The sequence below is a fragment of the Psychrobacter sp. SZ93C1 genome (assembly GCF_015864635.1).
GTDB classification, from domain to species: Bacteria; Pseudomonadota; Gammaproteobacteria; order Pseudomonadales; family Moraxellaceae; genus Psychrobacter; species Psychrobacter fozii.
The window spans coordinates 73,901-97,720 of record NZ_JADYWY010000003.1 but is presented as its reverse complement, the minus strand read 5'-3'; the positions used below and the strand labels follow the sequence as shown (position 1 = coordinate 97,720).

Below are 23,820 nucleotides of genomic sequence, written 5' to 3'. Positions count from 1 at the left end.
TGTATTTTATTTATTCAGCATCAATCACCGCCGCCAACTGCTTAGCCAAATTGGCCAACTGCTCTTGGTCAGCCATCACAGCAGCATGGCGACCCAGCTCATGAATACTGCTAGGAATCAAATGTATATGATAATGAAACACGGTCTGCCCTGCCTGCGCACCATTTAATTGCATTTGAATAATTCCTTCTCGCGCAAACACTTGGCGCTGGGCTTGCATGACTTTCTTAGACGTCATCAAAACAGCCGAGGCATACTCTGGCTCAAGATCTGCCAAATCAACAGCCTTTTGCTTCGGTATGACCAAAACGTGGCCTTCTGCTTGTGGCATGATATCCATAAAGGCAAGGGTTTTATCATCTTCATATACTTTATGATAGGGAATATCACCGTCTAGCATTTTGGCAAAAATGTTGTTGTTATCATAAGTAGTTTGTTGATTCAATTCAGTCATTATTTTTCCTTTGATTACATGATTATTAGATATTTCATTATATTTATAATGGTGCTGATCACTTTTTATATAGTGGACGAAATCCAAACTGAGTACAAGCCAACAATGTGAGATCAAGATTATTAAATCAATTGTAACTGGCTTTGTTAACGAGCTTTAAAAAAATACTTTTCCAAAAAATGAGCCAGCCATAAAAAAACCGGACACCAAAAACGATAAATATGTATAAACCGTTGATGTATAAATTATGAAACCATGCTTCTTGGTCTATCAAACCTAACGTGAACCAGTTTGCATTGGTTAAAAACGCTAACATGCCAATGGCCATAAAAAATCCAAAAATAAGCGACCAAGCACAACTACGTAAAAAAGACATGAAGCTATGAATATTTCTAGGGTCAATCTGCTGCATTCCCATCCATTTCAATGGCTTCCACAATACGATCGACAATGCCACTAAGATAGGAACAAACATCATCACTCGGATAAAGTGGTAAAACATTGCAGCATCACCAAATGGAGAAGCCAAAAACGCCCATTCGTCGCCAAACTGTTGCTTCAGTTTGGTATCTGCACTATTACCACTAAAATATAAATCAAAAAATTTTCTGTTCTCATTAATTGGTGGTAGCGTCAAGTTATTATGTATCCAACCAATGCAGGCATTGACCCAGTCAGGCTGCCACACTAGGCTCAGATCCCTTATCCAGCAGCGGGTATACAATATATCGAAGAGTATGAATGCAAATAAAAATGCCAGTGATAGCGTTTCTAATCGGTTAGGGGGCAACTTGCCATTGCTAGTAATCTGCTTATGTACCTGCTCTCTTTGCTCAATATCCTCTATGCTGTCTAGCGTTTCATACACTTTGGCAGTAGCTTGAAACAGGTACGCATTTTTGCCTTTTATCAGCCGATACCAAAACTTAGGAACACTTAAGGCCACACATAAGAGCAAGAACCATACTGAGTTGAGGATTAGGTTTTGAATATCGTTGAATACTGGTATGCGTATACCAATAGAAAATAAGCCAACGAAAAACCAAAATAGGCATATGAGTAAATAAAAGAAGAGATACTCTTCATAGAGACGGTCTGATGTCATCCATTCTTGGATAGATTCGTTATCGGAAGGGGTTTTCATTAATTATTCTATCTATATACTTATCTAAAAATTCGGTTATATCCTACATTCTTTTAACAAACAAAATACGACTAGTTCATAATTGACTATTTACCCAATGATATTCTTTTACCAGTATAAATCACTTCCTCAGATCACCAATTTATTAGCGAGCCATGCCCTTAAAATGTTATATTGACCCTCTATTTTAATAACATGATGTTTATGGACTCGCCTACCTTGACGACTCAATCAGATGACAATCACGCTCATTCCACACTTAATGACACGCCATCAACCTCTGTATCCGATGACACAGTGTCTGCGAGCGATGCGGAGCAAACTAATGCTAATAATAGCGCGCAAACCCTTGCGCCTAATACCATTATTTTGGCAGATGCCTTAACTGATAAAACAATCGCTTGGCGGATTCATAATTGTAAAATCAGCAAAAAAACAGTCACTCAAGACCTTCCTTTGCCTTTTCTGTATCATTACGACAGTTTAGATGATGTGATTAAACAGACGCATCCACTCACACCTGCGCTACTGGCTAAATTCAATATACCCATGACAGCTCATGAAGCCGCTCAATTAATTGGTATTAGTGAAGCGCTATTGAGTAGCCCGTGGCATGTTAAAGTCATCGGCTCACTGGTTGTTTTTAGTGAGACTCTGCAACTAGCAGTACGTCTACATTGGACCAATACAGGCAAAGAGACGCAGCAAATCTATACCAAAAATGCTGCTGACGCGCTCGCCGCTTCGTTTAAAGACTGGCAGTTTTTTGGCCGAGTGGATGTGCTCTATAAAAACACTCAGCAGGCGCTGGTCAGTATCGACGAACAAGCACCCGCTAACGCCCAGATTATGAACATCGATGTGAGTAGCGACTATCAGCTTTTGCCGTCGACTCATGCGTTAGCGATTATCGCCAAACTGGATGCAGATAAAGTCGAGCTGCCGTGGTTTGAGACGGCGATATTAGAGCGTCTTGAATAGCACTTTTTTGATCCATCATTTATCATAAGCAACGAATTGTTTTTAGGTATTCATAGCTAATGGTATGGTAACAACCTAGAATTATTCACTAGTCCTCACGCATCATAAAAAGCACACTATCAATATCACAGCTGAGGCTGCACATTTTCACAAACCTCGCCTATTTGTAAGGAATATCACATGGATTATCGCTCAAAAACCTCTACTGGTGGTCGTAATATGGCAGGCGCTCGCGCATTATGGCGTGCAACTGGCATGACTGACGGCGACTTTGGCAAGCCAATTATTGCCATTGCCAACTCATTTACCCAGTTTGTACCTGGTCACGTGCATCTAAAAGATCTTGGACAACTGGTCGCACGTGAGATTGAGCAAGCAGGTGGCGTTGCCAAAGAATTCAACACTATTGCGGTCGATGATGGTATTGCGATGGGTCATAGCGGTATGTTGTACTCGCTACCAAGTCGCGACCTAATTGCCGACTCTGTCGAGTACATGGTCAATGCTCACTGCGCGGATGCGCTAGTGTGTATTTCTAACTGCGATAAAATCACACCGGGTATGTTGATGGCCGCCATGCGCCTTAACATTCCAGTAGTGTTTATTTCAGGTGGCCCAATGGAAGCGGGCAAAATCTTAGCCAGTACCGTTGGTAAGAGCCACAATACTGATAGCAGTGACAGCAGCGCGGTTCGTAAACTTGACCTTGTCGATGCAATGATGGATGCCGCTGATGACAGCATTAGTGATGAAGATGTGGCCGCTATCGAAGCCTCAGCTTGTCCGACTTGTGGTTCATGCTCTGGTATGTTTACTGCCAACTCAATGAACTGCTTGACCGAAGCTTTAGGCTTGGCATTACCGGGTAATGGCTCACTACTTGCCACTCACTCACTGCGTCGCGAGCTGTTTTTAGAGGCAGGTCGTACCATTGTGTCATTGGCCAAACGTCGCTATGAGCAAGATGATGATTCAGTCTTACCACGCTCAATCGCTAGCAAAGCTGCTTTTGAAAACGCGATGACCTTGGATATCGCAATGGGTGGATCAACCAATACTATTTTGCATCTGTTAGCTGCGGCTAATGAAGCAGAAATCGACTTTAAAATGCATGATATTGACCGTCTAAGTCGTGGTGTGCCTTGTCTTGCAAAAGTCGCTCCTGCCTCACAAAAATACCATATGGAAGATGTGCATCGTGCTGGCGGTGTCTTTGCGTTATTAGCTGAGCTTGATCGTGCTGGATTACTGAGCACTGACGTACCAACCATTCATAGTCCAACGATGAAAGAAGCGATTGATAAATGGGATATTATGAATCCTGATAACCTTGAGGCACGCGCACGCTTCCTGGCAGCGCCTGGTGGCGTACGTACCACTGAAGCATTTTCACAATCAAAAGAATGGTCAAATCTAGACGTCAACCGCGAGTCTGGTTGTATCCGTAGTGCCCAACATGCCTATTCTACAGATGGTGGTTTGGCCGTACTGTATGGCAATATCGCCGAGCGTGGCTGTGTGGTTAAAACCGCAGGCGTTGACGAAAGCATCTTAGTATTTACTGGTCGCGCGCGTCTATTTGAGTCACAAGATGATGCCGTCGCTGCGGTATTGGCTGATGATATCGTTGCCGGTGATGTGGTCATTATCCGCTATGAAGGCCCTAAAGGCGGCCCGGGTATGCAAGAAATGCTTTACCCAACGACTTACCTAAAGTCAAAAGGCTTGGGTAAAGAGTGTGCCCTACTCACCGATGGTCGCTTCTCTGGTGGGACATCAGGCCTATCAATCGGTCATGCCAGCCCTGAAGCAGCCGAAGGTGGTGCCATCGGTCTGGTTGAAGAAGGCGATACCATCCATATCGACATTCCTAACCGTACCATCAACATGCAAGTCAGTGATGCCGACTTGGCCGCACGCCGAGATGCGATGGAAGCACGCGGACGCGATGCATGGAAGCCTGTGAGCCGTGATCGTCATGTGACCCCTGCGCTACGTGCCTATGCTGCTATGACGACCAGTGCCGATACTGGTGCTGTCCGTGATGTGAGCCAAGTAGAACGCTAAAACGTGCAGACTGTGTTTTAAGGTCAAGTAAGCTATCTTAAAACACATCAATCTAAAGACCCATGAAAAGCCTGCATATCTTATGCAGGCTTTTTTTCACCAAAAAACAACGTAGCAGACGTTTTAATAACGATTTTTTGCGGTAATTGATTTTTTTTGGCGTCATGATAAGGGTTATCAAAACTGCCCCCTTAAAAACCACGACGTGCCTACTCCTTATGATCGAAAACTATAATTTATTCTTATTAATTTGCGGTGTCGCTTTTTTACTAGGAGCGTTATTTCCTATTATGTTTAGACGCACGCCCGTCTCATTACCGATGCTACAGGTCAGCTTTGGTCTAATCATGGGCTATTGGTGGACGTCTTTGTCTTTTTTAGACCCGATGGATAACGGTTTAATCATCGAAAAACTAACCGAAATCGTGGTGCTCGTGTCATTGGTAGGCGCTGGTATTAAGATTGATACCAAGCTGTCTTGGCGATTGTGGAGGCCGACAGTACGCCTATTGCTAATTACCATGCCGATTGGTATCTTTGCGATGGCCATTTTGGGATATTATGCGTTTGGTTTGAGCCTTGGAGCAGCTATTTTGCTAGGGGCTGTGCTAGCCCCAACCGATCCAGTCTTGGCGTCTAGCATTCAGGTAGGGCCGCCTAATACAGGTGGCGAAGACACACCGCGCTTTACCCTCACCTCAGAAGCAGGACTTAACGATGGGTTAGCTTTTCCCTTCGTTTATTTGGCCATAAAAATAGCGGAAGCATTTAGTGAGGGTAATAGCTTCACTAGTGAGATGCTTTGGTCGTGGTTTACCCATGATGTACTGTGGAAAATTGGCGCAGGTTTGGTGGTGGGTATCGTCGTTGGTAAAGTCATGGCAAAGCTAGTATTTTCGAAATATAGCCAAGACACTACTATTTCTCAAGGCTATGTGGTCATCGCCCTGACACTTGTAGCATATGGATTAGCAGAGTTTGTACACAGTTACGGTTTTATCGCCGTATTTATTGCAGCATTTTCTTTCCGGCGTTCAGAGCATGAGCACAGCTACCATCATAAACTCCATGATTTCGCAGAGCAATCCGAAGGTTTGCTTATGTCGCTTGTACTGGTTATGTTTGGCATTTTTCTAGGTCAAGGATTGCAGTCAGGTGTGGAGCTGACGTGGCGGGTTTACATTGTCAGCTTCACCTTCTTATTATTGATACGTCCCATTGGTGGGTTTATCGCTTTATCAGGGTTGAATCTTCCTCGCACTGAAAAATACGCTATCTCAGCATTAGGTATCCGTGGTATTGGTACGTTGTATTATTTATCTTATGCGCTAAACCAAGGGTTCTTCGGTGATGAAGACGCACTCAAGTTATGGATTGTCTGCTCAATTGTGATTCTAGCCTCAATCTTCATTCATGGCTTGAGTGCAACTAGGCTACTTAAAATGACACCGAATAAGCCTCATTGAACTTATCAATAAGGTTTTTAAAGCGCTGCATCAATCATACTCAACACAGATTCCGTTAGCGCAAACTGACGGATATCATTGAGCATCGTTGAATCAAAATTATGGACAAAGGCAAATGATAACTGGCGCTCAGGGTCACACCAAGCAACTGAACCGTTGTAGCCCATGTGCCCAAATCCTTGCTTGTTTACATCAGCTGTTTCATTGGCTTCGTTTTGACAAATATCAAACCGGCGGTGATAACCCAAGCGCCAATGCATCGCTGCTGGCATGACAGCATCCAGACCTTCAACTTGCGGGGTAGATAACTGTGCAAAAGTGTCACTATCAATCAGCGTTTTCCCTTGCCATTCGCCGCCACTGGCAAGCATGGCATAAATGGTTGCCAAGGCCTGAGCTGAGGCGACACCATTGGCGGCTGGAATCACGGCCTGTAGCGTCTCACGACTATGATAATCGATCGCTTGTTTGCCAGCAGGTATCAACGCTGCCTTATAGTTTTTTAGATTAAGCTGACTCGTGTCAAAGTACAAACGATTAATATAAGCCGTGTCCAACACAGGCAAGCTGGTTTGCTCATCAGCTTGACCAATATCTGCTGATTTCATATTTGCTAAGGCTTGTTGCTGCCAACACGCGTAACTAGGCAGGTTTTCGTAAGCACGTAAAACACTTTGTGAATCTACCTTTAAGGTTGGTTTTTGACGTTTACTACGCAGTTGTGAGTTGTCTTCATTTGATGACTCAAAATCTTTGGCCAGCTTTGCCACTTGGTTGACTTTGCTTGCTGGTACGCCAAAGTAACAGCTATCAGCAATACCTAAAGGCTCAGTGAGATAATGGTGCAGCGCCTCAGCCAAAGACAGTTCAGTAACGGCTTCTATCACACCGCCCAATACCCAACCATAGACTAAAGCACTATAGGCGCTGTCATATAGCTCGGCATGGTCTGGTGCAGTGATTGGCATTGCAGCAACCGTCCTAAGCATGTATTCCCAGTCAAGCAAGGCTTCACTGTCTACCTCGATACTTTGAATGGAAAATAAATTGGCTTGGTGTGACATCACATTGCGTAGCGTCAGCTCACATTTACCCTGTGCCGCAAATGCTGGCCAATAGTGTGCAATAGGCGTGTCATAATCAAGCATCTGCTGCGAAACCAATACATGCACCAGCGTCGCCAATATACCTTTACCTGTCGAAAAGTTAATCGCTAAAGTGTCAGGCTGCCATGACATGTCCAAACGTGCCAACCCCGTACTTGCCTGAGCAATACACTTGCCAGCCTGATAGACAACCACCGCACCACCTGCTGGCGCATCATCAAGCTGTAAATCGGTGAGCAGTTGCTGTAAGTGCTGCTGAAGCTGTGTATTAATCTGATTATTATGATCAGTTTTATTATTATCGGTCATAGTTTTCCTGCTCTGTTTTGTAGAATAGCTAAGTATGAAAAACCTTAGCGCTTAGTATTATACCAACCCCAAAAAGTACGATTAGCGGTTCAAACTTGTTTTTATTTACTCAAAAAAAAGGCCACCTATCGGTCGCCTTTTTACTCGTCAAACGTGCTTATACTTTAACGTGGTACCAATAGACGATTATGGACTTCTTCGGCAAGCTTAGTCAAACCATGACTGCGCCCACGTTCCATAGCAGTATCCATCTTACGCCCACGTAACCAACCTGCACGCAGCGCAATTGCCGCGCCTACTCTATTACCAGTTCCACAATGTACGGCGATTTTCTTGCCATGATTTTGGCGTAAAATATTGTCAAACGCCAATATTTTCAGCTGTTTTAAATCCGCTGCACCGCTGATAGGCAAATGCTCATAGTGCATACCTGCCTGCTCGACCGCTGATGACTCATCAAAGCTTAATTCGTTATCAGGCTGCAAATTAATCACTAGCTCGACACCCGCTTTCGCTAAAGCTACCACCTTTTCGTCATCGAGTGCACCGCATACAATGGTGTTATCATCAGGACGAAAATAAGGCTCAAAAATGGCAGCTAGATCGACACCATTATCAGGAGCGTCTTGGTCAGGTGTGACGTTTGTAGTCTCAGCCTCATTGTTAACAACGTCGTTGTTAGCGACATCGTCATTGGCAGCTGAATTATCAAGTTGTTCTGGGCTTTTTGCTTTCGTATGTGCAGTCATAAGTATAAAGTTGTTCGTTAAGTTTGCTATTGAAATAGTTGTTAGTTAAACGGCAGTCATGTTACTGACTTCTATGCTAGCTTTCGTTAACTATCACTCTGTAATGTAACCGTACCTGCCAAATGCGGCTTGTCATTCTTAGAGCTATATAGGCCAAACTCACAAGTGCCATCTGCGCTCTCAAGCTGTGCCACTGGATCAGCAATGAGTTCGACTTCTGCTGGCAAAAAGATAGGCAGTTTAAACGACACATCAACAGTACAAGCGTCTGGCAACTCATCCATCATGGCAAGACACTTGGCCTTTGACCACATACCATGAGCGATGGCTTTAGGGAAGCCAAAAGCGCGCGCAGATAATGGATGTAAGTGGATAAGGTTAAAGTCGCCTGACACAAAGGCATAACGACGACCGATATCTTCTGGTACTTCAAAGATACTGTGAACGCCTTTTGGATTGACTGACGGTTTGACCACGACTGGGCGCGGCGTGCTTTTTTTGTCTTTGCTGCGGCTTGGTTGTTTGCTACGTGACAGATAAGTCGACGTCCCTTCCCAAATCACCTTGTCTTCTGATTTAACCGTTGTCACAAAATCAAACTGCTGACCTTGAGCATGGTCACGCAAATTATCAAAGGTGACAGACATAGCGACCGTTTCACGCTCACCAATTGAACGATACTGAGTCACACTGTTATCGACGTGTACCAATCCCAGCATAGCAAATGGGAACGGCTCTTTGACCATCATGTTCATTTGTAGCGTTTGAGACAGCACCGAAAAGTACGTAATCGGGATATTGCCATTATCAGCAAAGCCACAAATTTTACGATAATCGTTTAAGTTACCCTGATCGATGTGCAGATCGTCCACATAATAGGTCGATTGCGGCAATTGATCTCTACTAACTTTACCATTATTGACGATAGGCAATAAACTTTTGACGATATTGGCGTAGGTCGTATGCGCTTTTGGCAGCGCATCATAATGCTTGTCTGACATAATAAATCCTAAGTGGGGCTTGAGCAAATTTTCTTGGTGCATACAGAGATGCTATAAAGTCGTTCGTTAAGGCTTACCAGTAAACAGTATCTTAAGCGCTATACTCAATCCAAAGTATAAGTAATCTACGTGATTTTTAATACAGGTTACAAGCACTTATTATAACGAAACATAATTTGGCTGATGGTTTCTGTGTTTTTATCATAAAAAAGCCACCCTCGGGCAGCTTTATTACGATTTATCAGCAATTTTTTCGTAAGCATATGTGAGGTAAATAATAAATAATGCACTACATTATATATTTACTATAGGCTTAATCCTTACCTCTGTCTACTTAGAAATAGGTGTTAGGCCCCTAGTAAGCTCTGACCACAAACACGAACAACGTTGCCATTCAAGCCACCAGAAGCAGGTGATGCAAACCATGCGATGGTCTCAGCAACATCTACTGGCAAGCCGCCTTGGCTCATTGAGTTCATGCGACGACCGGCTTCACGAATAGCAAATGGAATCGCTTCAGTCATTTGAGTTTCGATGAATCCTGGTGCCACTGCATTAATTGTCATGCCTTTAGCATTGTTTTCTAGTTGCTTAGCCGTCGCATCAACCAGACCAATAACACCCGCTTTCGACGTGGCATAGTTGGTTTGACCCATGTTGCCTGCAATACCTGAGATAGATGATACACATACGATACGTGCATTTTCTTTTAGCACGTCATTGTCTAGTAAGTAACGATTTAGCCTAGCAATACTGCCTAAGTTGATATCGATAACCATGTCCCATTTTTTCTCATCCATGTTTGCCAATGTCTTATCACGTGTGACACCAGCATTATGGATAATAGAATCTAGACCGCCACGCTTTTGTGCTGCTTCAGCGATTTCTTTGCCTGCGTCTTCACTAGTAATGTCCACGGTCACGACAGAACCGCTGATTTCACTCGCGACTTTTTGTAGATCAGCTTGCTGCTGCGGCACATCGAGACAGATGACGTGAGCACCTTCACGAGCCAACACACGAGCGATTGCTTCACCGATACCGCGACTTGCGCCAGTCACTAGCATAGTTTTGCCACCTAGAGGCTGTGTCCAATCTACTTCAACTGATTCGCCTTTGTTAACACGTACAACTTGCCCTGAGACATACGCTGAACGAGCTGAGGTGAAAAAGCGTAGCGTCGAATCTAGATTTTGCTCTGCGCCTTCTTCAACGTAGATAAGCTGTGCCGTAACACCGCGCTTAAATTCTTTACCAACAGACTTTACAAAGCCCTCAAGTGAGCGCTGAGCCATTGCTGCTTCGATGTCAGTAATGTTTTCTGGTGTACGACCAACGATAATGACTCGACCAGATTTGTCGACACGGCGAGCAACAGCATGGAAGAATTCATACACTTCTTTGAGCTGCTCGGCATTGACGATATTACTGGCATCAAACAATAGAACTTTGAATTTGTCATCACCACCAGTATTGGCTTTTGCTTCAATGCTCGCATCAGCTAATTCATCTTTGATATCATCGCTGCTATTTACATAAACATCAGCATGTACGTCTGACAAAATACGTGAGATCGATGCGCTAACGCTTTTATCCTCACCCTTAGCACGACCAACCAACACACTACCGCGTACTAAATTCTCACCACTCTCGAAACGATCAAGAGTCACTGGTAATGGCAAACCCAAATTTTTGGCCACTTTTTTGCCAAGAGAAGACTGAACAAAATCACCGTAACGGTCTGACATAATATAATCCTTATAAAAATGATTAAAATAAAAAATGCAATGTGCCTATCATATAGACTCGGCAACATTATAATTATTGATATTTAGTAAGTGCGTACAAAACTGGCCTAACTATACACTGCCATCATAAACAAGTCCAAAAACTGACAATGTCCACAAAAATCTGTAAACAAGCAAGTACACAAGACGGCCGCTTTTTCTAGATTTAAAAACCACAACATTATGCTAAAATCAGACCTATAAGTTATGGTAAATAGAATTATCGATAACAATATATTATCAAAACAGCTTTTATGCAATATTAATAGTCAATACCAGCCAGTCTACGAAAGTTATATTATTAACTGTTTTCAAAGCCAGTATCAATCTTATATATAAGTGTCACATAGTTTGCTAAAGATATACAGTAAGGTCGTAAAAACGCTTTATCCTAAACAGCCATAACGCATAATAAATGATAATATTTACCTCTTATCTATTTTGAATCTCTTAACTGTATTTTTTAATTCAATTGAATTTTTTATTATTACCCTCTTTTTCTTCTACCCATATTTTTTAAGGATAATATTATGAGTAATAAAAATAACCACCCTGATAGCCCTGTTATCGAAAGCACTGTCGTAAAAGCCAGTGATACAAAAAACGAAAACTCACAAGCAACCTCTACTGACAGTACTAAAAAAGAAACAGCTGTTAAAAAAACCGTGAGTGCTTCGACTAAAGAAGCTGAAACGGTTGAGGACAAAAAAGCAACTGAAGATAAATCAGCAACTACTGCTGTCAAAAATTCTGCTGCTAAAAAGACCAGCAAAGCGAAGCCTGCCTCAAATCTAAACCGAGTGGCCATTTTAGGTGGCAACCGTATCCCATTTGCTCGCTCAAACGGCTCATACGCTGATGTCAGCAACACCGACATGCTAACGGCTGCTTTAGATGGTTTGGTTGAACGCTATAACCTACAAGGCGAAATCGTAGGTGAAGTAGTGGCTGGTGCTGTGATGAAGCTAAGCCGCGATATCAACTTAACTCGTGAGGCCGCGCTAAATACCGCACTGAACCCACATACCCCAACTTATGATATCTCACAAGCTTGTGGTACTGGCTTGCAAGCGACCTTTGCTTCTGCAAACAAAATCGCATTAGGCATTATCGATTCAGCCATTACTGGCGGTGTTGATACCACTTCTGATGCGCCTATCGCAGTTGGTGATGGCCTACGTAAAGTACTTATCAAATTGGGTGCCGCAAAAGACAACAAGCAACGCCTAAAAGCATTGATGGGTCTAAATCCAAAAGATCTAATTGATTCACCACAAAACGGTGAGCCACGCACTGGTCTGTCAATGGGCGATCATCAAGCGATCACAGCACTTGAGTGGAATGTCAGCCGCGAAGCGCAAGATGAGCTGGCTTTTAATAGCCATCAAAATCTAGCACGTGCTTATGATGAAGGTTTCTTTGATGACTTAATCACGCCTTACAAAGGTCTGACTCGTGACAACAACTTGCGCCCAGACACAACCTTAGAAAAACTGGCTAAACTTAGACCTGTATTTGGCAAAAAGAATGCCAACCCAACGATGACCGCTGCCAACTCTACCCCATTAACTGATGGTGCCTCTTGTGTGCTGTTGGGTACTGATGAATGGGCAAAAGAGCATGGACTTAAGCCATTGGCTTATATCGTCCATCAAGAAACCGCTGCCGTTGACTTCATAGGCAAATCAGGCACGACTGAAGGTCTGCTAATGGCACCTGCGTATGCCGTACCGCGCATGCTTGAACGTGCTGGCCTAACCTTACAAGATTTTGATTTTTATGAAATCCATGAAGCCTTTGCGTCACAAGTATTATCAACATTGGCCGCTTGGGAAGATGAAAGCTTCTGTTCAGAGCGTTTAGGACTTGATGCGCCGCTAGGGTCTATCGACCGCACTAAGCTAAATGTTAACGGCTCATCATTAGCAGCAGGTCATCCGTTTGCTGCCACTGGTGGTCGTATCTTAGCAACTGCTGCTAAATTGCTAGATCAGAAAGGCTCAGGCCGTGCCCTTATCTCTATCTGCGCAGCAGGTGGTCAAGGTGTGACTTGCATTCTAGAAAAATAATCTGGATTGCATTTAGTTTAAAAAAAGAGATATGCTGACCTATTATTTCAATCAGTATCTGTCTGTAAAAAATGCCCTTTAAGTTAATTAAAGGGCATTTTTTATTGCCTATAGTTTGTTATTATAAAAGTGAACCAGGAGTAGTATCTTACAAAATCCAATATGCCAACCAAAGGTAATATTTATGGGTAAGACAAAATATTTATTAGAAAAGCTAAGGGAAGTCATCTTCGGTTCTGAAAAATTTGTGATGTCAGAACCACGTACAACGACTGATTTTGAATCTTTAGCGACTAAAGAGCATGTAGATCAATACAATCGAGAACAAGCTATTCTTTCAGAGCGTATCGAAAAAGAAGTTCTGGATGATGAGTTGCGTCGAAAAATGCATCAAGATTTAATCGATACCTATGATGAAGAGCTAGAAAATGAAATAGATGACTGTGCACGTGATTTTCGTTTTGATGGCCGCGAGATGAGCGAGCAGGAAAAGCTAGACCGACGAACATACTTTCATGAATTGGTCCGGCTACAACGCGAGCTTATAAAGCTACAAGACTGGGTCGTTGATCGCGGTGAGCGCATCGTTGTTATCTTTGAAGGGCGTGATTCTGCTGGTAAAGGTGGTGCCATTAAACGCATCACTCAGCGTTTAAACCCTAGAGTGTGCCGTGTTGCCGCATTACCCGCTCCCACAGAACGCGAGCAGACGCAGTGGTATTTTCAGCGCTATGTCGCCCACTTACCAGCAGCTGGTGAAATTGTACTGTTTGACCGTAGTTGGTATAACCGCGGCGGTGTTGAGCACGTGATGGGCTTCTGTACAGATGCACAGTATGAAGAGTTTTTTCAATCAGTACCTGAGTTTGAACGCATGCTCGTACGCTCAGGTATTCGCCTAGTAAAATACTGGTTTTCTATTACCGATGATGAGCAGCATGCGCGATTTATGAGCCGAATATATGATCCGCTTAAGCAGTGGAAACTCTCACCGATGGATTTACAGTCGCGCCGACGTTGGGAAGATTACACCAAAGCCAAAGAAACCATGTTTGAACGAACTCACATTCCTGAAGCGCCATGGTGGGTAGTAGAAGGCAACAATAAAAAACGTGCTAGGCTAAACTGCATTGCCCATTTACTCGAACAAATTCCTTATAAAGAAATACCTCGTGACGAGGTCGAATTGCCGAATCGTAAGCGTGATGATGAATACTACCGTGAACCTATCCCAAACGATATGTATGTGCCACCGCGCTATTAGAACACTCTCACATTCCGCCAGTTTTTTATATGTTTGCTAAAAAGCAGCCTTATACCAAGTATAAGGCTACTTTTCTATAGCGGCATTTGTTCACAACTAATTATCGTAATGGATAAAAATATTAATGGTTGTAAAGACTACATCGTATAAGTCGCCTGCAAACCATCTACTTTACCAGCCAATAGGCGCTCAACTTCGTTTTTGATCCGCTGACCAGAAATATCTGTCCCAATTTGTACGGCAAAACCTGCTGGACGACCACCTTGTGTTTTAGAGTTTATCCAAACCACCTTACCGTTCATAGGTAAACGCTCGCTAGAGTTCGGTAAGGTAACTGCGATAAACACTTCATCACCTAGCTGTTGGTCTTGAGTCGAAGGTACAAACAATGCCCCATTACTTACAAAGGATAAGTAGCTAGCATATAGCATTTCGATATTTTCAATATGGCAGGTTAATACCCCACCGCGTCCTGGCATCGCCATAGTTAGCTTCCTTTATTAATTGGGTTAAGTATATTTTTATGAGTGACTAACGGTATGTAGAGCAAAGCATTAAAACCATTCCCAAACGATTATCAAATGCCATAAAAATTGCTTTATAAGTATGCCAGTTCTTGCATTAGCTTATCATAGGCAAATTTTTCTTGCACATTTTGTTGTAGTGCAATTTTGGTTTGTTGCAAGCTATTAGCAAATGCTTCCAACCCACTATCAGTCGGTTGATAAGCCTCTAGCAATGCTGATAAGTTGACATCTTTTTGTAGCTCATCCAGCCCTAGACAAACACGGCGTATATCGAGCAGCATCAGCTCAGACAGTTGGATGAACTCTGCGATGTTAAGCTGATTTTGCCAATAATCACTGGCTGCGATACTGCTACGTTTACCACTACGTAACGCTTGCCACGTCGTCAACCACAGTGCACGCTTGCTATACCAAGGCGCTTGTGCCAGTGCTATCGCCGCTAAAGGCGCACCATTTGCCAGCTGAATAAGTTGATGAATGGCAGCGGTACTGACTGCTTCACGATTGATAGTATGGCCCAGCTCACCTGTTACATAGTCAACAGCTATCGCAGGCTCAATCGTTTGTAATGCCAGCTGTTGTACGCGGCTTTTAATGGTCGGCAGCAACTGGGCAGGCGTATCACTGATCAGAAACAGATGAACTTGTGCTTGTGGCTCTTCTAAGGTTTTTAGTAGGGCATTGGCTGCAGCAATGGTCATTTTCTCCGCATGATCTAACACGCAAATCCGCATTCCTTGTCCACCTTGATAAATAAAAGGTTGCAAGGCACGGATATCATCAATTTTAGTCTTGAGAGCACTATTGCTAGCAGTTTTACTAGATTTTTTGTCTTTAGCGGTGTTGCTTGACTTTTCTTTGCTATCAGCATGCTCTGCACTGATAGGCATACTGACCAGTGGCAATACTTGCAAGCTCGGATGGGTGCCTGATCTCAGCCATTGACAGCTCTCACACATGCCACAAGCACCTGTTGGATGACTGTCACGGCTGCGACATAGCAACCAAGCGACCAGTCGCCATACAAAAGCACGCTTGCCCATACCTTGCATACCTGCTGCTAGTAGCGCATGAGGTAAGGACTGCTGCTGCAATACTCGCTCTGTCAGTTGTGACCATAACGACTGCTGCCATGGTAATAAGGGCGCAAAATAAATGCCGTCGTTGATATCTGCTGTACCCATATTTCCCGTTGCGTCATTCATAGCTGTCGCCCTATAACATTGCTCGATTATTCAGGATATAGCGCGTTGATAACGCTTTAAATAAAAGATATAAATTTTTAATTGGGTTATTAATCTATAGACTACCGATAGGATTTAAAAAGTCAGCTAGACTCATATCATTTAAACGATCTAAGTCTTCTTGCGTATCGACACCTGCTGGTAAATGACAAGCGGCGGCAGCAATCGCGATATGACCACCGTTTTCTAACACACGTAATTGCTCTAAGCTTTCTAGCATTTCGAGCGGTGTCTGTGGCCAATGGACAAACTGCTGTAATAGACGCACGCGATAAGCATATAAGCCCAAGTGACGATACGCATTTTTCGGTGGTTGTCTTTGATTATCCTCAGCCAACACGACATCACGATCGCAAGGAATGGGCGCGCGACTAAAATAAAGCGCTCGCTGTAAATCATTGGATTGTTGACTGACCACTTTTACTACTGATGGGCGCATAAAAGTCTCATAGTCATCGATAGGCTCACATAAAGTGGCCATCACACTCTCATCATCTGCGACTAGAAGTGCTTTTACCTGCTCTAATAATAACGGTGGTACCAACGGCTCATCGCCTTGCATATTGACCACAATATCATGGTCAGCCCAACCTTTTATGGCAGCCACTTCGGCTAGCCGATCTGTGCCTGAGGCATGATCAGGGCTAGTCATTACGACATCAAATCCTGCATCCGTGCATACCTTCGCGATATCTGCATCATCAGTTGCAATGCACATATCATCTGCAAAGTGTGCTGTCTGAGCTTTTTCAGCCACCCAAAGAATCATTGGCTTACCATGTATCTGTAGCAATGGTTTGCCAGGTAGTCGTGTGCTTTTAAAGCGAGCAGGAATGACAATATGAGTTTTGGCAGGTATGGCGACTGATGACATGGTTTGTTCCTATAAAATTTTGCGGCAATGTAAAGTATTAGCGGTTATCTATCACGTAGTTTTCATACTGATATCAGGATCAGACTGAATACCTAGTGTCTTTAGTTGCTCGTCTAGATTGTCATAACAATTATCAGAAAGTACGGCTGTCACTGGTAGCACCCACAGTCTACTTGCCAGTTCTTCATACTCATCACTCAGTGCTTGCTTACTTGTATATTCGACTAGCAATGCTCTAATTTTCACTGCATCTTTACTGGTTATGACTATCGGATCATCGCGATACTGCAGGAGCTCAGCCAAGCTAAAATCATAATGGTCAGGATAAGGATGACCTATGACATCAAAGCCTAGTGAACTTAGGGTATCGAAGAACCGCTGCGGATAACCTATGCCACTCACAGCATGTACCTGACTACCCTTTTCAGGCATGTCAATTTTCACTTTGGAGTCAGTAGCTCTAGCATCAGTTAATTTAAGTTGCCACAGGCGCTGCAATTTATCAGGCACTAAATGCATAGTCGAACGACTGGCTAGAGGCAGAGTATTATTATCTTGATAAACTGCTCCTGTTTCTAACTTTTCATGATAAATGACATTTGCGCCTTCTAATCGTGACATTGGCTCACGTAAAAACCCAGTGGGAAGTAGTTGCTCATTGCCAAAACCGCGTGCTGCATCAACGACAATCCACTCGATATCACGTTGCAATGCATAATGCTGCAAACCGTCATCTGCAATAATTAATTGTAAATCTGGATAAGCATCTAATAAGGTAGTTACTGCTTGCTGACGATTGGGGCAGACTGCCATCGCGGCACCTGTCATGCTAACGATTAAACACGGCTCATCGCCAACTATATTAGGTAAGCTATCTATATTAACCAATGCTGGCATCTGACTGGTATCACCACCATAACCGCGACTAATGACCCCCACCTTGACGCCTCGTGATTGTAGCTCATTGACCAAAGCAATAATCAATGGTGTCTTACCGCTACCACCGACACTGATATTTCCGATGACCATGATGGGAATGGGCGCACAATAACTTGATAGCAAACCAATTCTATAAGCTTGACGACGAAGCATGGTAATGAGTCCATACAACCAGCTAATGGGTAGCAATAGCCACAACCAAAGAGCTTGGCGTTGCCATGCACGTGTCACTGTCGCTTCAATGCTCATGTTTATTGACCACTTATTCTATAAATTCAGTGCTGCTTTATCATAAAATGCATATTGAAATAGAGTCACATGACTCTATTCGAAATCACGGTCATACATCTGTGCATAATGGCCTTGTAACTGCATCAACTCTGTATGCGTGCCTAGCTCGACAATCTGCCCTGCATCCAACACGGCGATACGATCAGCAGACTCAATAGTAGTCAATCGATGTGCAATCACTAATGTCGTGCGGTTTTTCATCACATTATCCAATGCTTGCTGAATATAATGCTCTGATTCATTGTCTAGCGCACTGGTCGCTTCATCTAAAATGAGAATTGGCGCATCTTTTAGTAGTGCACGCGCGATAGACAAGCGCTGACGTTGCCCACCTGATAGTTGCAAACCTTCGGCACCGATTTCACTTTGGTAGCCATTTGGCATCTTCATTATGAAGTCATGAGCGAATGCATCTTTTGCGGCACGCTCAACGTCGGACTGACTCTTATTTGCTAAACTGCCATAAGCGATGTTGTTAAATACCGTCGTATTAAACAGAACCACTTGCTGATTGACCATCGCAATTTGAGCACGTAGGCTCTCTAGTTTGATATCTTCGATTGGTATACCATCTAAAGTAATTTGCCCTGCAGAAGTTGATAAGGTGCGTGTCAATAGATTTACTAAAGATGATTTACCCGCACCACTACGCCCTACCAGTGCAACGGTTTCTCCTGCACGTATATCTAACGTAAAGTCGCGCAGTGCCACTGTCGAATCCGGATAGATCAGACTGACATTATCAAGCTTCATCTCACCCGTTAGGGCTGAGCTGATCACACCCGTGTCTTTTTCTTCTGGCTCATCTAGTAGAGCAAAAATTGACTCACCAGCCGCGATACCTTTTTGCAGCTTTTGATTAATATCCGTCAGTGAACGCACTGGTTTACTGAGTAATCCAGCAGCTGCAATATATGAGATAAACTCACCGGCCGAGATGTTATTGATGACTGAGGGACGCAGTGCGAGCCACACCACAACAGACATGGCTATTGCCATCAGTAGCTGTACTGCTGGCGTATTGATACTATTGGTAACGACTACCTTCATACCTTGGAGCAAGTTCTTTTTTGATGTTTTGTCAAAACGTTCGGCTTCGTATGCTTGTCCGCCATAGTTTTTAACCACCTGATAGCCACCAATAACTTCGTTGGTAATATGACTAACATCACCCATCGTCTCTTGAATACCCTTAGACAATTTTAGGTAACGCTTAGATGCTATGCGAATGAGCCATAATATCGGTGGCAGTACGAGAAATAAAATTAAAGTTAAGCGCCAATTGCTGTAGAGCAAAAATCCAATTAATGCCAATACTGTCAACCCATCACGCAGCAAGGTCTTCATTGACTCTGTACTGGCTGCTGTGACCTGTTCAACGTCAAATATCAACTTTGATGAGATAGTACCTGCTGGATTGGCAAGATAAAATGAGCTTGGCAAACGCAACAGCTTATTAAAAACTTCTACTCGCAATTCATATACCAGATTTCGTGAAACCAAAGCAGAATAGTAATTACCCAAAAAACTACCCAAACCACGCACAAAGAACAATGTGATGATCAATAATGGAAACAAATTCTGTTTGCTTTGATCACCTTGATTGATAGCATCAGTGATGTACTGTAGAAGTTTGGCCACCCATATCTCTGTTCCAGCATTGATAGCGAAACCTAAAACCACTAATGCTAACGCCCACCAATATGGCTTAAGATAGCGTAACAGGCGCAATAATGTCGTACGCTTAGGTACATCTGATGGCTCTGCTGACAATTTTTTAGCAGATTTTTTTGTAGAGTCGGATTGATATGTTTGGCTCATAAAAGCCTCAATTTGGGTATCATGATATGAATAAACTGTACTCAAAGCACAGTTTTATAGGAGTATTTATGACACTAATATAGCCATACATTATTGCGGTAACGGTTGGCCAAGTGGTACAACCGTACTGATATTAAGGTTCAAAAACCCTAGTTTTCCTGCGACATCCATCACCCGTACCACAGATTGATGGGTAGCGTTAGCATCAGCAGCGATCACAAATAGCATATCACGATTACTACCCGCCTCTTGCTGTAGCATGCTGATCAATTCAGCCTCATTGCTACTGCCAAGGGTGATACCATTTACCAAATAGCTGCCGTCTTCTTGTACTGCCACTTCAATGCTGTTATTTTGTTCTGTCAGTGCGACACCTTCAGCTTCAGGAAGAATAATATTCAAGCGACTAAAATGATTAAATGAGGTCGCAAGCAGCAAAAATACAATTAAAAATAATAAGCAATCAATCATTGGTGTTAGATTGATTTCAAGTGGTTCAACGGTTGGTTTTCTAAAGCGCATATCACTCTCTTTAATATTTTTACTATGCTTAAGGCGTGTTTAAAATGCAAATAGGATGACTAGATAATTCATCTGACCCTTAGTACTAAAAATAATACTAATAGTATTAAAAATAGTACTAAGAAGTCACTGTGACTCCGTCGCTTAAACTTACCGAATCATTACCTATCGTGCCATGTAATGAAACATCAGGATTAAGCGTATCAAAGCCAGAAGTATGCACATTTCCTAGCAACTGATAGTCATACAACTCTTGAATCATCAATCCTGCTTGGGTTTCAAACTGGGCATTGATATCAATGATCCGGCGCTGAAAATAACGATAGCCAACCAATGCAGGAATCGCAACAATCATACCAGCAGCAGTTGTAATCAATGCCTGTGATACGCCAGCAGCAAGCATCGTTGGGTCTTGCATCGCGCCATCAGTAATCGCTAAAAAAGAAGAGATAATACCCAATACCGTACCCAACAAACCAAGCAACGGTGCAATCGCACCTATAGTGCCAAGCATATTGATATTTTTCTCTAACTGATGAACTTGTACGCTCGCACGGTTTTGCATATGCATCGTCATTGACTCTAAACCATACTGACGATAAAGCAAACCCGTTGCCAAAATATCACCCAAAGGTGTTTTTTCTTTCACGTTCATTAATTGTGTACGGCCGATACCGCCGTTTTCGCGTAGGCGCGTTATCAATTGTTCGCGCAATCTGTTAGGTACAATTTTATTAAATTGTAAAGTATGGCTACGCTCAATGATGATAACCAATGCCAGTATTGAGCACACCACGATAGGCGTCATCAACCAACCACCCGCTTTTACCAACTCCCACATACTCGCTCTCTTTTATATTTTTATAAAAATAGTGGTAACCAAGATAGTTTAGACTTGTGCAGTCATTACAAACTGGATGAATACCTTAAGCCTGTGCTTCTATGTGCTTAATCAAGGCGGCCAACTGATCTTGATTTTGGAAAAATATCTCAACACTACCCTGTCCGTCTTTTTTATGCTTCAACTTTACTTCGGCCCCAAGCATATCCGTTAACCTTTGTGTCAAACGTTCCGCGTCATGAGACTGTGCTTGTTCAGTACGATTGGCTTTGGGAGCTGGCTGCAAAATTGACTTCACGAGCTTTTCAGCTTCGCGCACGGTCATGCCACCATCGATGATTTTTTGTGCAATAATCGGCTGCTGTTCAGAAGATAGAGCCAACAGCGTGCGGGCATGACCCATATCTAGCGCACTAGTGGCTAAATGATCTTTTACGGTATCGTGTAGCTGATTCAAGCGCAGTAGATTCGATACCGTCGTACGTGCCTTGCCCACAACTTCCGCAATCATCGCATGACTCATACCAAACTCAGTATGAAAGCGTTGTAATGCTGCTGCCTGCTCAATCACGGACAAGTCTTCGCGTTGAATATTCTCAATCAGTGCCAATGCAATAGCCAACTCATCTGACAATGCACGCTCAATCGCAGGTATTACTGCTTTACCTGCCATTTTTGCAGCACGCCAACGGCGCTCGCCAGCGATGATTTCATGAGTAACAAATGCTTCACTCTTGTCTTCATTTGCCAATAATGGACGGATAACGATAGGTTGCATGACACCATGCTGTTCAATCGAAGAGGCTAGTTCAGCAAGCGCCGTTTCACTCATATCACGGCGCGGTTGATACTTACCTGCTTGCAATCGTGTCACATCGATTTGTACCAAACTGATTTGATCTTCAGAAGCACTGGTGTCTGTTCCACTAACACGATTTTTATTAGCGGCACTCTTATTCATCGTACGCGGCACCCGCGCCTTACGATTAACAGAATCAGTAGCTTCCACAGCCGTTGGCTTTGCAGTCAGCTTTTCTTTGTCTTTTGCACGACCTGTTTGAGCGGGTGTGCTATCGCTTGGTGTATCAGTATCTGGCGTTACAGCTGGCAAAGTATTATCACGCGCTGCCATATCATCTTGTAAGGCAGACGCAGTGATTTGCTTTTCTTTTTTGATTGACCCCAATAAGGCATCTAAGCCTCGATTGGCAGCCAATCCTCTTTTCTTCGCCATGATTACCTATCCTATAACGCTAAAATAAAAGCCAAATGATTGTGAATACGGCTTACTCATTACTCATAAATACGATATTTAGTGCTTTGTTATTTAATCTGGTTGATGCTTTTATCACCAAATTTTTATCTATAACCAAAACTAGCTGCTCTGCTTCATCACTTCAGCGGCTAGCTTTTGATAGGCACGTGCCCCTTTTGACCATCTCTCGTATGCGATAACTGGCAAACCATGCGCAGGTGCTTCTGCTAAGCGAATATTTCTTGGAATATGAGTCTTATACATGATATCGCCAAAATGTGCTTCCAATTCAGCGGATACATCGCGAGCCAAGGTATTACGCGCATCAAATAGCGTTCTCACCACACCGCGAATATAGAGCTTCGGATTCAGCTCCGTGAGTCGCTCAATCGTCTGCGACAAATCTGCTAGGCCTTCTAGTGCATAGTACTCACATTGCATCGGGATAATGACGCTGTCTGTGGCAACTAAGGCATTGATCGTCAATAAATTCAAGCTGGGCGCACAGTCTATCACGACATAATCGTAAGCAGGTTTTTTAGCCGCTATCTGATCGTTAACCAAAGCCACCATCGCTGTTTTAAACAGCTCATGGCTATTGGTCTTGTTCATCAGGGTGATGTCCATCCCAGCCAAATCACGATTGGCACCGATAACATCAAACCCTGCTGGACTGGTAACAATAGCATCCGACAACGATACACCATCGAGTAGAACATCAGCGATGGTCAGCGCGAGTTCATTTTTGTCCACTCCCGTACCGCTGGTGGCATTGCCTTGTGGGTCTAAGTCAATCAGTAGTACATGCTTACGCTTTGCAGCCAAGCTAGCGGTCAAATTTACCGCCGTCGTGGTTTTGCCCACGCCGCCTTTTTGATTCGCAATCGCTATGATTTCCATACACTCACTCAGTTTAATTAGAATTTATTACTATTATTTTTTTAGCTATCTATTTGAAAATCGAGGCATACTCAGTCATTCGTTATACAAATAACTCGCTCTGTCTCAATACCATTTAAATATTATGTCATTTAATTAAAGACGTAAACTATGTTTCACAATCGGACAGTCACTGTTTCATAGTTGCGATTTCATGACTGAAAGGTGCT

At 43.2% G+C, this 23,820-nt stretch carries 20 protein-coding genes; 5 read left to right on the top strand and 15 right to left on the bottom strand.

Going from position 1 to position 23,820, the window contains the following annotated elements; translation table 11 throughout:
• Window positions 1-10: 10 nt before the first annotated feature.
• The gene (locus I6E83_RS05070; protein WP_197100234.1) at window positions 11-454 is read right to left on the bottom strand and encodes an HIT family protein; all 444 of its coding nucleotides are present in this window, start codon (window positions 452-454) and stop codon (window positions 11-13) included.
• Window positions 455-581: 127 nt separating this feature from the next.
• Window positions 582-1,598 carry a hypothetical protein gene (locus tag I6E83_RS05065; protein WP_197100233.1) on the bottom strand — a complete coding sequence of 339 codons (1,017 nt, stop codon included), beginning with the start codon at window positions 1,596-1,598 and terminating at the stop codon, window positions 582-584.
• 219 nt (window positions 1,599-1,817) lie between these two features.
• Here I6E83_RS05065 and I6E83_RS05060 point away from each other — a divergent pair, with 219 nt between their 5' ends.
• The 3 genes from I6E83_RS05060 (at window position 1,818) to I6E83_RS05050 (ending at window position 6,112) form a co-directional block, all read left to right on the top strand.
• The gene (locus I6E83_RS05060) at window positions 1,818-2,579 is read left to right on the top strand and encodes a hypothetical protein (protein WP_197100232.1); all 762 of its coding nucleotides are present in this window, start codon (window positions 1,818-1,820) and stop codon (window positions 2,577-2,579) included.
• Between the two features lie 180 nt (window positions 2,580-2,759).
• Window positions 2,760-4,646, top strand: coding sequence for a dihydroxy-acid dehydratase (ilvD, locus tag I6E83_RS05055; RefSeq protein ID WP_197100231.1), 1,887 nt, complete (start codon window positions 2,760-2,762; stop codon window positions 4,644-4,646).
• Window positions 4,647-4,810: 164 nt separating this feature from the next.
• A complete protein-coding gene (locus I6E83_RS05050; protein ID WP_320158379.1) occupies window positions 4,811-6,112 on the top strand; it encodes a cation:proton antiporter in 1,302 nt (433 codons plus the stop codon).
• Window positions 6,113-6,129: 17 nt separating this feature from the next.
• On the opposite strand, the gene I6E83_RS05045 is transcribed toward I6E83_RS05050, so the two are convergent.
• The 4 genes from I6E83_RS05045 to I6E83_RS05030 all read right to left on the bottom strand — a co-directional run bounded on the left by I6E83_RS05045 (window position 6,130) and on the right by I6E83_RS05030 (window position 11,025).
• A complete protein-coding gene (locus I6E83_RS05045; protein WP_197100229.1) occupies window positions 6,130-7,527 on the bottom strand; it encodes a serine hydrolase domain-containing protein in 1,398 nt (465 codons plus the stop codon).
• 164 nt (window positions 7,528-7,691) lie between these two features.
• Complete coding sequence (locus tag I6E83_RS05040; protein WP_197100228.1) at window positions 7,692-8,276, bottom strand: beta-lactamase hydrolase domain-containing protein; 585 nt, start codon at window positions 8,274-8,276, stop codon at window positions 7,692-7,694.
• An 86-nt stretch (window positions 8,277-8,362) separates the two neighbouring features.
• Complete coding sequence (locus tag I6E83_RS05035; RefSeq protein WP_197100227.1) at window positions 8,363-9,277, bottom strand: MaoC family dehydratase; 915 nt, start codon at window positions 9,275-9,277, stop codon at window positions 8,363-8,365.
• 347 nt (window positions 9,278-9,624) lie between these two features.
• Window positions 9,625-11,025 (bottom strand): 3-oxoacyl-ACP reductase, encoded by a 1,401-nt coding sequence (locus I6E83_RS05030; RefSeq protein ID WP_197100226.1) that lies wholly within the window; start codon window positions 11,023-11,025, stop codon window positions 9,625-9,627.
• 569 nt (window positions 11,026-11,594) lie between these two features.
• Here I6E83_RS05030 and I6E83_RS05025 point away from each other — a divergent pair.
• Window positions 11,595-13,133, top strand: a complete 1,539-nt coding sequence (locus tag I6E83_RS05025; protein WP_227680821.1) for an acetyl-CoA C-acetyltransferase — start codon at window positions 11,595-11,597, stop codon at window positions 13,131-13,133.
• Window positions 13,134-13,317: 184 nt separating this feature from the next.
• Window positions 13,318-14,397 carry a polyphosphate kinase 2 gene (gene ppk2, locus I6E83_RS05020; RefSeq protein WP_265091204.1) on the top strand — a complete coding sequence of 360 codons (1,080 nt, stop codon included), beginning with the start codon at window positions 13,318-13,320 and terminating at the stop codon, window positions 14,395-14,397.
• Between the two features lie 137 nt (window positions 14,398-14,534).
• Here ppk2 and I6E83_RS05015 read toward each other — a convergent pair whose 3' ends face one another.
• The 9 genes from I6E83_RS05015 to I6E83_RS04975 all read right to left on the bottom strand — a co-directional run bounded on the left by I6E83_RS05015 (window position 14,535) and on the right by I6E83_RS04975 (window position 23,611).
• Window positions 14,535-14,882, bottom strand: coding sequence for a PilZ domain-containing protein (locus tag I6E83_RS05015; RefSeq protein ID WP_110923035.1), 348 nt, complete (start codon window positions 14,880-14,882; stop codon window positions 14,535-14,537).
• Between the two features lie 113 nt (window positions 14,883-14,995).
• Entirely contained in the window at window positions 14,996-16,129 is a 1,134-nt protein-coding gene (locus I6E83_RS05010; protein ID WP_227680820.1) for a DNA polymerase III subunit delta', read from the bottom strand.
• 94 nt (window positions 16,130-16,223) lie between these two features.
• On the bottom strand, window positions 16,224-17,042 hold the full coding sequence (gene kdsB / locus I6E83_RS05005) for a 3-deoxy-manno-octulosonate cytidylyltransferase (protein ID WP_197100225.1): 819 nt from the start codon (window positions 17,040-17,042) through the stop codon (window positions 16,224-16,226).
• Between the two features lie 51 nt (window positions 17,043-17,093).
• Complete coding sequence (gene lpxK, locus I6E83_RS05000) at window positions 17,094-18,230, bottom strand: tetraacyldisaccharide 4'-kinase (RefSeq protein ID WP_197100224.1); 1,137 nt, start codon at window positions 18,228-18,230, stop codon at window positions 17,094-17,096.
• 75 nt (window positions 18,231-18,305) lie between these two features.
• Window positions 18,306-20,093, bottom strand: coding sequence for a lipid A export permease/ATP-binding protein MsbA (gene msbA / locus I6E83_RS04995; RefSeq protein ID WP_227680819.1), 1,788 nt, complete (start codon window positions 20,091-20,093; stop codon window positions 18,306-18,308).
• Window positions 20,094-20,183: 90 nt separating this feature from the next.
• Window positions 20,184-20,615 (bottom strand): ExbD/TolR family protein, encoded by a 432-nt coding sequence (locus I6E83_RS04990; protein WP_110923039.1) that lies wholly within the window; start codon window positions 20,613-20,615, stop codon window positions 20,184-20,186.
• Between the two features lie 118 nt (window positions 20,616-20,733).
• Window positions 20,734-21,456: a MotA/TolQ/ExbB proton channel family protein gene (locus tag I6E83_RS04985; protein ID WP_110923040.1), complete on the bottom strand. Its 723-nt coding sequence runs from the start codon at window positions 21,454-21,456 to the stop codon at window positions 20,734-20,736.
• An 85-nt stretch (window positions 21,457-21,541) separates the two neighbouring features.
• Window positions 21,542-22,690, bottom strand: coding sequence for a ParB/RepB/Spo0J family partition protein (locus I6E83_RS04980; protein WP_197100223.1), 1,149 nt, complete (start codon window positions 22,688-22,690; stop codon window positions 21,542-21,544).
• 141 nt (window positions 22,691-22,831) lie between these two features.
• Window positions 22,832-23,611 (bottom strand): ParA family protein, encoded by a 780-nt coding sequence (locus I6E83_RS04975; protein WP_194197440.1) that lies wholly within the window; start codon window positions 23,609-23,611, stop codon window positions 22,832-22,834.
• Window positions 23,612-23,820 lie beyond the last annotated feature (209 nt).

What these genes read in the sequence shown, in the direction of transcription:
- I6E83_RS05070 (WP_197100234.1), bottom strand. Translation starts at nt 454, where the DNA reads ATGACTGAATTGAATCAACAAACTACTTATGATAACAACAACATTTTT.
- I6E83_RS05065 (WP_197100233.1), bottom strand. Translation starts at nt 1,598, where the DNA reads ATGAAAACCCCTTCCGATAACGAATCTATCCAAGAATGGATGACATCA.
- ilvD (WP_197100231.1), top strand. Translation starts at nt 2,760, where the DNA reads ATGGATTATCGCTCAAAAACCTCTACTGGTGGTCGTAATATGGCAGGC.
- I6E83_RS05050 (WP_320158379.1), top strand. Translation starts at nt 4,811, where the DNA reads ATGATAAGGGTTATCAAAACTGCCCCCTTAAAAACCACGACGTGCCTA.
- I6E83_RS05045 (WP_197100229.1), bottom strand. Translation starts at nt 7,527, where the DNA reads ATGACCGATAATAATAAAACTGATCATAATAATCAGATTAATACACAG.
- I6E83_RS05040 (WP_197100228.1), bottom strand. Translation starts at nt 8,276, where the DNA reads ATGACTGCACATACGAAAGCAAAAAGCCCAGAACAACTTGATAATTCA.
- I6E83_RS05035 (WP_197100227.1), bottom strand. Translation starts at nt 9,277, where the DNA reads ATGTCAGACAAGCATTATGATGCGCTGCCAAAAGCGCATACGACCTAC.
- I6E83_RS05030 (WP_197100226.1), bottom strand. Translation starts at nt 11,025, where the DNA reads ATGTCAGACCGTTACGGTGATTTTGTTCAGTCTTCTCTTGGCAAAAAA.
- I6E83_RS05025 (WP_227680821.1), top strand. Translation starts at nt 11,595, where the DNA reads ATGAGTAATAAAAATAACCACCCTGATAGCCCTGTTATCGAAAGCACT.
- ppk2 (WP_265091204.1), top strand. Translation starts at nt 13,318, where the DNA reads ATGGGTAAGACAAAATATTTATTAGAAAAGCTAAGGGAAGTCATCTTC.
- I6E83_RS05015 (WP_110923035.1), bottom strand. Translation starts at nt 14,882, where the DNA reads ATGGCGATGCCAGGACGCGGTGGGGTATTAACCTGCCATATTGAAAAT.
- I6E83_RS05010 (WP_227680820.1), bottom strand. Translation starts at nt 16,129, where the DNA reads ATGAATGACGCAACGGGAAATATGGGTACAGCAGATATCAACGACGGC.
- kdsB (WP_197100225.1), bottom strand. Translation starts at nt 17,042, where the DNA reads ATGTCATCAGTCGCCATACCTGCCAAAACTCATATTGTCATTCCTGCT.
- lpxK (WP_197100224.1), bottom strand. Translation starts at nt 18,230, where the DNA reads ATGAGCATTGAAGCGACAGTGACACGTGCATGGCAACGCCAAGCTCTT.
- msbA (WP_227680819.1), bottom strand. Translation starts at nt 20,093, where the DNA reads ATGAGCCAAACATATCAATCCGACTCTACAAAAAAATCTGCTAAAAAA.
- I6E83_RS04990 (WP_110923039.1), bottom strand. Translation starts at nt 20,615, where the DNA reads ATGCGCTTTAGAAAACCAACCGTTGAACCACTTGAAATCAATCTAACA.
- I6E83_RS04985 (WP_110923040.1), bottom strand. Translation starts at nt 21,456, where the DNA reads ATGTGGGAGTTGGTAAAAGCGGGTGGTTGGTTGATGACGCCTATCGTG.
- I6E83_RS04980 (WP_197100223.1), bottom strand. Translation starts at nt 22,690, where the DNA reads ATGGCGAAGAAAAGAGGATTGGCTGCCAATCGAGGCTTAGATGCCTTA.
- I6E83_RS04975 (WP_194197440.1), bottom strand. Translation starts at nt 23,611, where the DNA reads ATGGAAATCATAGCGATTGCGAATCAAAAAGGCGGCGTGGGCAAAACC.